This is a genomic window from Streptomyces sp. NPDC058872 (genome assembly GCF_042743065.1).
Classification (GTDB): domain Bacteria; phylum Actinomycetota; class Actinomycetes; order Streptomycetales; family Streptomycetaceae; genus Streptomyces.
This window is the reverse complement of sequence record NZ_JBHYMK010000004.1, coordinates 188814-198491: the sequence shown is the minus strand read 5'-3', so window position 1 is coordinate 198491 and position 9678 is coordinate 188814. Positions and strand designations below refer to the sequence as shown.

8 protein-coding genes are annotated in these 9678 nt (G+C 72.8%); 4 read left to right on the top strand and 4 right to left on the bottom strand.

The window, feature by feature from the left end; translation table 11 throughout:
- Positions 1 to 46: 46 nt before the first annotated feature.
- The 3 genes from ACFW22_RS04165 to ACFW22_RS04155 form a co-directional block, all read right to left on the bottom strand.
- Positions 47 to 2653: an ATP-binding protein gene (locus tag ACFW22_RS04165; RefSeq protein WP_386398595.1), complete on the bottom strand. Its 2607-nt coding sequence runs from the start codon at positions 2651 to 2653 to the stop codon at positions 47 to 49.
- Positions 2654 to 2860: 207 nt separating this feature from the next.
- Positions 2861 to 3184, bottom strand: a complete 324-nt coding sequence (locus ACFW22_RS04160; RefSeq protein WP_030210572.1) for an STAS domain-containing protein — start codon at positions 3182 to 3184, stop codon at positions 2861 to 2863.
- A gap of 127 nt (positions 3185 to 3311) precedes the next feature.
- Entirely contained in the window at positions 3312 to 4160 is an 849-nt protein-coding gene (locus ACFW22_RS04155; RefSeq protein ID WP_386398593.1) for a 3-hydroxyacyl-CoA dehydrogenase family protein, read from the bottom strand.
- A 297-nt stretch (positions 4161 to 4457) separates the two neighbouring features.
- Here ACFW22_RS04155 and ACFW22_RS04150 point away from each other — a divergent pair, with 297 nt between their 5' ends.
- Positions 4458 to 5030: a cob(I)yrinic acid a,c-diamide adenosyltransferase gene (locus ACFW22_RS04150; protein ID WP_386398589.1), complete on the top strand. Its 573-nt coding sequence runs from the start codon at positions 4458 to 4460 to the stop codon at positions 5028 to 5030.
- On the opposite strand, the gene ACFW22_RS04145 is transcribed toward ACFW22_RS04150, so the two are convergent.
- Positions 4947 to 5570, bottom strand: coding sequence for a hypothetical protein (locus tag ACFW22_RS04145; protein WP_386398586.1), 624 nt, complete (start codon positions 5568 to 5570; stop codon positions 4947 to 4949). The two genes, ACFW22_RS04150 and ACFW22_RS04145, sit on opposite strands and share 84 nt — an antisense overlap.
- 162 nt (positions 5571 to 5732) lie before the next feature.
- On the opposite strand from ACFW22_RS04145, the gene ACFW22_RS04140 reads away from it, so the two are divergent.
- The 3 genes from ACFW22_RS04140 to ACFW22_RS04130 all read left to right on the top strand — a co-directional run bounded on the left by ACFW22_RS04140 (position 5733) and on the right by ACFW22_RS04130 (position 9535).
- Positions 5733 to 6914 (top strand): sensor histidine kinase, encoded by a 1182-nt coding sequence (locus ACFW22_RS04140; protein WP_386398584.1) that lies wholly within the window; start codon positions 5733 to 5735, stop codon positions 6912 to 6914.
- Complete coding sequence (locus ACFW22_RS04135; RefSeq protein ID WP_386398579.1) at positions 6911 to 7564, top strand: response regulator; 654 nt, start codon at positions 6911 to 6913, stop codon at positions 7562 to 7564. The genes ACFW22_RS04140 and ACFW22_RS04135 overlap by 4 nt, the downstream gene beginning before the upstream one ends.
- Positions 7565 to 7687: 123 nt before the next feature.
- On the top strand, positions 7688 to 9535 hold the full coding sequence (locus tag ACFW22_RS04130) for a glycosyl hydrolase family 18 protein (RefSeq protein WP_386398576.1): 1848 nt from the start codon (positions 7688 to 7690) through the stop codon (positions 9533 to 9535).
- The last annotated feature ends 143 nt before the right edge of the window (positions 9536 to 9678 follow it).

Here is a 9678-nt window from a genome sequence, read left to right as displayed (position 1 = left end):
CGCCCGGGGCCGCCCCCGTGTCCGTGGGTCTCCGGACGGGGACCGGTCAGGCGGGCGACTCCGTGCCGGGGGTCTCGGGGGTGGAGGGCGGCGCCCCGAGGGTGGTGCTCTGCTCCGCCGTCGGCGACGTGGAATCGGTCGCTGTGGGCGTGCTCGGGTCCGGTGAGGGGGGCGACGACGAGGTGGTCGGCGAGGACGAGCTCGACGAGGGCTCGGGGGCACTGCTCGTCGGGTGCGCCGACCCGGAACTGGTGCCGGTGGGCGGGGGCGTCGTCGTCGCGGGGGCCGTGGTGGCCGTCGGGGCGGCCGGGGACGACGGACTGCCGGAGGTGCTGGGAGCACTGGGGGTGCTCGACCCCGTCGGTCCCGACGGGGTTCCGCCGGGCAGGTCCGAGGGACTCGCGGAGTCGGTGGGAACGGCACCCCCGGTCTCGGCCGGATCGCCGCCCTCCCCTCCGGTCGGCTCCTCGTCCTCGAAGGCGTCGTCGGTGCCGCTCCCGTCCGCCGTGCTGTCCGAGGTGATGCGGTCGGTGGCGGGCGTCTCGCCGTTGCCGGAGGTGGCGCCGAGGGTCACGACGGTGCCGAGGACCGCGACGAGGAGCGCACCGGCGCCGACGGCGACGAGGTTGCGGCGGGCCCCGTTGAGGATGCCGGCCTTGAGGCCGGGGCGGGAGCCGTTCCCGACGGCATCGGGGCGCGTGACGACCGTCGGCCCCTCGTCGGCGAAGTCCGGGAAGGCCGGGAAGGGAGCAGCCCCCGGGGTCCGGGCGGGGCCCTTCGGCAGCGGGGTCGTGACGGGCTCCGGGCCGGGGAGGGCGGCCGGGCCCGGGAGGGCGGCCGGGCCCCGCAGGGCGGGGGTGCCGCGCGGCGGGGAGACCGGCCCCTCGCTGCGGGCGACGACGGGTCCGACGTGATCGCCGGAGAGGTCGGCGACGAGGGCGAGCGCCCTGCGCCCGGCGACGGTGCCGCGCTTGTCGGCGAGCACCCCCCGCATGCCGATGGAGGCCTCCAGTTCGGCGCGGGCGCGCTCCAGGTTTCCGGTGCAGATCGCGAGGACGCCGAGCTCGTGGTGGAAGTAGGCCTCCTCGGCGACTTCACCGGTGAGCCGGGCGGCCTCCTGGCCGGCGCGCAGGGTCCGTTCCCAGGCGCCCCAGTGCTGGCCGGCGGCGAAGGCCGGTGCCGCGGCGCGGGCCAGGCGGACGGCGGTGGCACGGTGTTCGGCCGCGGCCTCGCCGGTGGCGGGGATCAGCGCGGAGAGGGCGGCGAGCAGGGCGTCGGACTCGACCGCGGCCCGCTGGGGGGTGACGGAGGGATGGGCCGCCCACCAGGCGTAGTGCTGGGCGACGGTGTGGGCGCGGTCGGCGGCCTCCTGGTCATAGCCCTTGGCCAGGAGTTGGGCGAGGACTCCGGAGGCGAGCCGGTAACGGGGGCCGACCGGGGAGAGCAGTCCGCAGGCCACGAGCTCGCCGAGGGCGGCGTCGGCATGGGTGTCGCCGACGAGGGCCGGCAGGTGGGCCTGGTGCGGGACCTCGCCGCCGAGGGCGACGGCGAAGCGCAGTGCGGCCTGGGCGGAGCGGCTGAGGCGGGAGGCGAGGAGGGCGGCGGGTGCGGCGCCCTCGCCGAGGCTGGGCAGGGGTATCTCGCGCAGCTCGACGTCGGGGTCTTCCACGCCGTCGAAGGCGGCGGCGGCAACGGCCGCGGCGGCGTCGGGGTCAGTGGGGCCGAAGGCTTCTTCGAGGGCGCCGAAGGCATCGAACTCGGCCGGGGAGACCCGCAGTCGGTCGCGCTGGCGGAGCAGGGCGCCGGCCTGGACGAAGCGGAGCGGGAGTCCCTCGGACTCGAACCAGAGGTCGCCGGCCCAGTTGGCCTCCTCGTCGGTGAGGGGGCGACCGACGGCGCTTTCCAGCAGCTCCAGCGCAGCGCCGCGCCCCAGGCCGGCGAGCAGCACCTCCTCGACCTGGGCCTCGGCGGAGGGGGCGGGTGTCTCGGGCCCCGCGGCGAAGAGGAAGGCGCACTCGGGGGCGGCGGTGAGGAGCTCGTCGAGGGCGGTGCCGCCGAACTCCAGGTCGTCGACGACGACCACGGCGCCGACTTCGCGGATCCGGTCGAGGAGGGCGGTCCGGTCGGGGCGCTGGCCCGGGGCGTGCCGGACCGCGGTGAAGAGTGCGTGGAGGAGTTCGGTGGGGGTGCGGTGGTGGCCCGAGAGACGGACGACGCCGTCGGGCGCCAGGTCGGCGCAGTCGGCGGCGACGGCGTCGAGGAGGGCGGTGCGGCCGGATCCGGGGGCGCCGGTCAGACGGGCCGAGCGGCCCCGGGTGAGGATCCCGGTGAGCCGCTCGCGTTCCTCCTGGCGTTCGAGCAGCGGCAGCTCGGGCGCGGCCGGGCCCGGCGGAACGGGCGGCGAGACGGCGCGGGCGGCCTCGGCGCGTTCCTCCGCGGTGCGGGGACGGGGTGCTTCCGGTTCCTGCCCGGGCGGGCAGGGTTCGATCTCGCTGCCGTCGACGGGGTTGACGGTGAGGAGCAGTTCGCCCGCGACGAGTCGGACGATGCGGGCACGCACGGGCGCCGGGGCGGAGCCGCCGCGCCCCTGGCGGGTCTCCTCGCCCTCGGCGTCGTGGCCGTACTCCTCCGACCCAGGGTTGATCGGGTCCATGGTGCAAGCCCCCAAGAAGCGCTGTCCGGTGCCCGCCGGGCCGTTCCGTCAATGTGCAGGCGACCGAACCCTAGACCCTGGTCAGACCGTCGGGAACAGCCGGGGTGCTCCCGAGACCAAGACGTCACGGTCTCGTGAGGATTGGGTGTGACGCCTGGTTCGCACGACTGTTCCGCAGTCGGTGGGGGCTCCGGGTGCTCCTGGGGTTCACACCCGGGGCAAGGACTCCAGGGCGAGGCCGCCCTCGATGGCGAGGATGCGGTGCAGTCGGGTGGCGACGAGCAGCCGCTGCATCTGGGGAGGCACTCCGCGCAGGACGAGCCGTCTGCCGCAGCGGCCGGCCCTCCGGTGGGCGCCCATGATCACGCCGAGTCCGGTGGCGTCCCAGGAGTCGAGGCCGGTCAGGTCGAGCACCAGGTCGCCGACTCCGTCGTCAACGGCCGAGTGCAGGACCGTACGGGCGTCCGCCGCGCTGCGGACGTCGAGGCGGCCCCCGACGACCAGCTCGACGTGGTCGCCCCTGATGTGCATATGCGCTCCCCGAGAGTGCTCCGTCTTCCCAACAACTGACTGCCGCATCGGCAGATACGTTGCGCCTTGTCAGCGAACCGACACCGAAATTCACCCCTTGGAGTGAGGGCGGGGTGGCGGTCCGGGTTCAGTGCTTGTAGAAGCCCTGCCCGCTCTTGCGGCCGATGTCACCCGCGTCCACCATCCGGCGCATCAGCTCCGGCGGCGCGAACTTCTCGTCCTGGGACTCCGTGTAGATGTTGTTGGCGGCGTTCACCAGGATGTCGATGCCGGTGAGGTCGGCGGTGGCGAGCGGGCCCATGGCGTGGCCGAAGCCGAGCTTGCAGGCGGTGTCGATGTCCTCGGCGGTGGCGACGCCCGACTCGTAGAGCTTGGCCGCCTCGACGACGAGGGCGGAGATGAGGCGGGTGGTGACGAAGCCAGCCACGTCGCGGTTGACGACGATGCAGGTCTTGCCGACGGACTCGGCGAACTCACGGGCGGCGGCCAGGGTGGCGTCGTCGGTCTTGTGGCCGCGGACGAGCTCGACGAGCTGCATCATCGGAACGGGCGAGAAGAAGTGGACGCCGACGACGGCCTCCGGGCGCCCGGTGACCGCAGCGATCTTGGTGATCGGGATGGCGGAGGTGTTGGAGGCGAGGACCGCGCCGTCCTTGACGATCTTGTCGAGCGAGCGGAAGATCTCGTGCTTGACGCCGAGGTCCTCGAAGACCGCTTCCACGACGACGTCCGCGTCGGCGACGGCGTCGAGCTCGGTGGTGGCGGTGATCCGGCCGAGGGCGGCCTCGGCGTCCTGCTCGCCGAGCTTGCCCTTGGCGACGAAGCGGTCGTACGACGCCTTGATGCCGTCGGTCCCACGGGCCAGGGCGGCGTCGGTGACGTCACGCAGGACGACGTCCCAACCCGCCTGGGCCGAGACCTGCGCGATGCCGGACCCCATGAGTCCGGCTCCGATGACGGCGAGCTTCCTGGCCACGATCTTCCACCCCTCAACACCTGTTCACTTCTGGCTCTCCGGCGGAGATTAGCGGTCGCGGGGCGTCATGTGACCGCGAAGTAACGCGCGTCACGCCCCGTTTGACGGACGTCACACTCACGACAGGCCGTACGGGTGGTCCTCGGGCCCGCACGGCGTGCGCGAGGACCTTCCGGGCACGCCCCACGGCGCCGACCCCGCCGTACCGGGTGCGGCTCGTCCCGGCCCCGGCGGCGCTCGCCGTGACGGTCGGCACACGGGCCTTCCGGAGCGCCGGCGGCTCACTAGGCTGGGCCCATGGTCAATCTGACGCGCATCTACACCCGTACCGGCGACCAGGGCACCACGGCGCTCGGCGACATGAGCCGCACCACCAAGACGGATCTGCGGATCTCGGCCTACGCCGATGCCAACGAGGCCAACGCCGCCATCGGGACGGCCGTCGCCCTCGGGCAGCTCGACGAGGAGGTCGTGAAGGTCCTCGTCCGGATCCAGAACGACCTCTTCGACGTGGGCGCCGACCTCTGCACGCCGGTCGTGGAGGACCCGGAGTTCCCGCCGCTGCGCGTCGAGCAGGGATACGTCGACAAGCTAGAGGCCGACTGCGACCGCTTCCTGGAGGGGCTCGACAAGCTGCGCTCCTTCATCCTGCCGGGCGGCACGCCCGGTGCGGCGCTGCTGCACCAGGCGTGCACGGTGGTCCGGCGGGCGGAGCGCTCCACCTGGGCGGCCCTGGAGGTGCACGGCGCAACGATGAACGCGCTGACCGCCACCTACCTCAACCGGCTATCGGACCTGCTCTTCATCCTCGCGCGCACCGCGAACCGGGAGGTCGGCGACGTGCTCTGGGTCCCGGGCGGGGAGCGCTGAACCGTTCTTCGGCGCCTTCTTCGGCCAGACCGCATGGCTGAGCGCGATCAGACCGTGGAGGCCGACGACCCACCAGGCGCCGTCGGTCCACTCCCGCAGCGATTCGGTGTTCCCGTCCTCGCCGACGTAGAGGGCGGCGAGGAACAGCAGGACGGTGGCGACGGTGGCGCCGAGCAGCGAACCGAGCCAGACCCGGCCTTCGTGACGGGCCCGGGCCGCGCCGTACCTCGGCGGCTTCGCCGGCGCCGGGCCGCCAGCCAGGCGGTGGGCGGCGTGGCCGTCGAGCCACCGCACGGTGCGGTGGCCGTGCCCGACGGTGTAGCCGAGGTAGACGGCGGCGAGGCCGTGCTTCGCGCTCGGATCGGCGCCGTTCTTCAGGTCGATCGCGGTGACGACGAGGAGCAGGACCTCCAAGAGCGGCTCGCAGAGCAGCAGCGCCATCCCCGTCCGGGGCGCCTTCAGGAGGTAGCGGGCGGTGAGGCCCGCGACCAGCAGTGCCCAGAAGCCCACCTCACAGACCACGATGAGCGTGACGATCACGGCGGTTCCCCCTTCGGCTCCCCTCCAGCCTGCCGTGCGCCCCGGGCCGGTCCGTCGTCGCCGATGACGAACCCCGTCTACATCGTTCGACGGAGGCGGACGGAAGGAGGGATCGCCCTGGACCGCGAGGTGCCCGTCGGGCGGGACGTGTTGGATGGACGGGTGTCCCTCCCCCGCCCGCATCGCGTCGACCTCCTCCTCTCCTTGTCGGGGCTCACCTGCGGACTGCTCCTGTGGTCATACGGCCTGTACATGACGTTCGGTCGCGTCTTCGAGCAGCGGTGGGCGGCCCTCGTCCCGCTGGCCGTGATGGCCTCGGTGGAGACCGTGCGCCGGACCGCCCCGCGCACGGCCCTGTTCGTCGGCACCCTGACGATCGCGGGCGACCAGTTCACCAACGGCAACCTCGCCACGGTGCTGATGTTCACGGACCTGGTCTACGCGGCGGTGGTGTACGGCCCGCCGGCCTCGGCCCGCCGCATCCCGTACACCACCGGACTGATCGCGGTGACGCTGACCGTGGTGCTGCTGGTCTGGTGGCAGAACGCCTATGCACTGCTCGTGGGCATGGTCACCGGCATGGTCTCCTTCCTGCCGGCGATCACGGGAGCGGTCGTCCGCAACCACCGGGACGCGGCGGAGGCCGCCCGGCTGCGGGCCGAACAGACCGCGCTGCTGGCCGAGATGGACCGGACCCAGGCCGTGGTCGCCGAGCGGGCGCGGATGGCCCGCGAGCTGCACGACGTGGTGGCGAACCACTTGTCCGCGATCGCGATCCACTCCACGGCCGCGCTCTCCCTCGACGAACCGGCCACCACCCACAGGGCGTTGACCGTGATCCGGGAGAACAGCGTGGCGGGCCTCGCCGAAATGCGCCGGCTGATCGGACTGCTGCGGGACAGCGCCGGAGAGGCCGTGCCGGGAGCCGTGCCGAGCCTCGACGGCCTGACGGAGCTGGTCGGACGGGCCCGCGCGAACGGCTCGGCCGGTGGCCTGGGCTTCGTCCTGGAGGACCTCAGGAGACCGGACGGGGCCCCGTTGCCGGCTCCGGTGGAGCTGGCGGCGTACCGGATCGTCCAGGAGTCGCTGACCAACGCGGTCAAGCACGCCTCCCCCGGCACGGTCACCGTCCGGATCGGCCACCGCGGCGGGGTCCTGACGGTGGCGGTCGACTCTCCGTACGGGAAGCGGCCCGGACCGGGCGCACCGGGGACGGGATCGGGCCTGATCGGGATGCGGGAGCGGACGGAGCTCCTCGGTGGGGCGTTCCGGGCGGCGGCCTCGGGAGCGGTGTGGCAGGTGCGGGCGGAGCTGCCCGCGGACGAGGAGGCGGGGAACCCATGACGATCCGGGTGGTGGTGGCCGAGGACCAGTCGGCGGTGCGGGCGGGGCTGGTGCTCATCCTGGGAAGCGCGCCGGACATCGAGGTGGTCGGCGAGGCCGCGGACGGCGAGCGGGCGGTGGAGCTGGCGCGGGCACTGCGCCCGGACCTGGTCCTGATGGACGTGCAGATGCCCCGGATGGACGGGGTGACGGCGACCGGGATCGTGGTGGCGGAGGGCCTCGCCGACGTCCTCGTCCTGACCACCTTCGATCTGGACGCCTATGTGTTCGGAGCCTTGCGTGCGGGCGCGGCGGGCTTCCTGTTGAAGAACGCGGAGGCCCGGGAGCTGATCGAGGCGGTGCGGACGGTGGGGCGCGGCGAGGGCTCGATCGACCCGGCGGTGACCCGGCGGCTCATCGCGGAGTTCGCCGCGGCCGGACGTCCCGCGCGGGCGGGGCGGGGGGCGGACCGTTCGGTCCTGGAGGCGCTGACGCCCCGCGAGCGGCAGGTGCTGTCGACGCTGGGCGAGGGACTGTCGAACGCGGAGATCGCGGTGCGTCTGGACATGGCGGAGGCGACGGTGAAGACCCACGTCAGCAAGGTGCTGGGGAAGCTCAAACTGCGGAGCAGGGTCCAAGCCGCCGTGCTGGCACAGGAGTTGGGGGTTTAACCGACCTCGCCGACGTTGGTCTGGACCTCTTGACGATTGGTCCAGACCTTCCTACGCTCTCGGGGCGCGCGCATCTTCACGGACCACCCCCACCTTGTCCGTCCGCAACTTGAGGAGCACCCGTTGAGCACTCAAGCACCGACGCGCAGAACAGGGTTCAGACACCGGACCGCCGCCGGACTGACCGCCCTGATCCTGCCCCTGGCCGCCATGGTCGGCCTCGCGACCCCCGCCGAGGCGGCCACCTCGGCGACCGCGACCTATACCAAGACCTCTGACTGGGGCACCGGTTTCGGTGCCAACTGGACCATCAAGAACACCGGCACGACCACCATCAACTCGTGGACCGTCGAGTGGGACTACCCCTCCGGCACCGCGGTGACCTCCGCCTGGGACGCCGCCGTCACCAGCTCCGGAACCCACTGGACCGCCAAGAACGTCGGCTGGAACGGCACCCTCGCCCCCGGCGCCTCCGTCTCCTTCGGCTACAACGGCACCGGCCCCGGGGCCCCCAGCGGGTGCAAGATCAACGGTGCGTCCTGTGACGGCAGCACCCAGCCCGGCGACAACCCGCCCTCGGCCCCCGGCGCCCCGGTCGCCTCGAACGTCACCGACACCTCGGTGAAGCTCACCTGGACCGCGGCCACGGACGACAAGGGGGTCAAGAACTACGACCTCCTGCGCGACGGCACCAAGGTGACCACCACCACCGGCCTCAGCTACACCGACCAGGGCCTGAGCGCCGGTACGGACTACAGCTACACGGTCGTCGCCCGCGACACCATCGACCAGACCGGCCCCGCCAGCGGCGCCACCCCCGTCCGCACCACGGGCGGTGGCGGAGGCAACCCGCCGCCGAACGTCGTGAAGATGGGCTACTTCACCAACTGGGGCGTCTACGGCCGCAACTACCACGTGAAGAACATCGTGACCTCGGGCTCCGCGTCCAAGATCACCCACATCAACTACGCGTTCGGCAACGTCACCGGCGGCAAGTGCACCATCGGTGACGCCTACGCCGACTACGACAAGGCCTACACCGCCGCCCAGTCCGTCGACGGCGTCGCCGACACCTGGGACCAGCCGCTGCGCGGCAACTTCAACCAGCTCCGCAAGCTGAAGAAGGCGTACCCGAACATCAAGGTCATCTGGTCCTTCGGCGGCTGGACCTGGTCCGGCGGCTTCGGCCAGGCCCTGCAGAATCCGACCGCCTTCGCCCAGTCCTGCTACGACCTGGTGGAGGACCCGCGCTGGGCCGACGTCTTCGACGGCATCGACCTCGACTGGGAGTACCCGAACGCCTGCGGCCTGTCCTGCGACAGCAGCGGCCCCAACGCGTTCAAGACCATGATGCAGGCCATGCGCGCCAAGTTCGGCTCCAACGCGATCGTCACCGCGGCCGTCACCGCCGACGCCTCCTCCGGCGGCAAGATCGACGCCACCGACTACGCGGGCGCCGCGCCGTACATGAACTGGTTCAACGTGATGACGTACGACTTCTTCGGCGCCTGGGCGGCCAAGGGTCCGACCGCCCCGCACTCCCCGCTCACCTCGTACGCCGGCATCCCGCAGCAGGGCTTCAACTCGGCCGAGGCCATCGCCAAGTACAAGGCCAAGGGCGTCCCCGCGAACAAGCTGCTGCTCGGCATCGGCTTCTACGGCCGCGGCTGGACCGGCGTCACCCAGTCCGCCCCCGGCGGCACCGCGACCGGCCCCGCACAGGGCACCTACGAGCAGGGCATCGAGGACTACAAGGTCCTCAAGAACTCCTGCCCGGCCAACGGCACCATCGCGGGTACGGCGTACGCCCACTGCGGCACCAACTGGTGGAGCTACGACACCCCGGCAACCGTGAACTCGAAGATGGGCTGGGCCAAGAACCAGGGCCTCGGCGGAGCGTTCTTCTGGGAGTTCAGCGGTGACACCAGCAACGGCGAGCTGGTCGGCGCCCTCAGCAACGGTCTGAGCTAGTCCGCACGACGGAGCGGGGGGCGGCGCGACGCGCCGCCCCCCCCGCCGGCGCGTGCCGCCCGCGCCCAGCGGGGCCCGGGCGCCCACCCCCCCCCGCGCGCCCCGGGCCGGCCAGGGGTGGCGGGGCCGTTACCCCGGGGCGG

Bases quoted from the DNA above. Each gene is read 5' to 3' on its own strand.
- ACFW22_RS04165 (WP_386398595.1), bottom strand. From the start codon at position 2,653: ATGGACCCGATCAACCCTGGGTCGGAGGAGTACGGCCACGACGCCGAG.
- ACFW22_RS04160 (WP_030210572.1), bottom strand. From the start codon at position 3,184: ATGCACATCAGGGGCGACCACGTCGAGCTGGTCGTCGGGGGCCGCCTC.
- ACFW22_RS04150 (WP_386398589.1), top strand. From the start codon at position 4,458: ATGGTCAATCTGACGCGCATCTACACCCGTACCGGCGACCAGGGCACC.
- ACFW22_RS04135 (WP_386398579.1), top strand. From the start codon at position 6,911: ATGACGATCCGGGTGGTGGTGGCCGAGGACCAGTCGGCGGTGCGGGCG.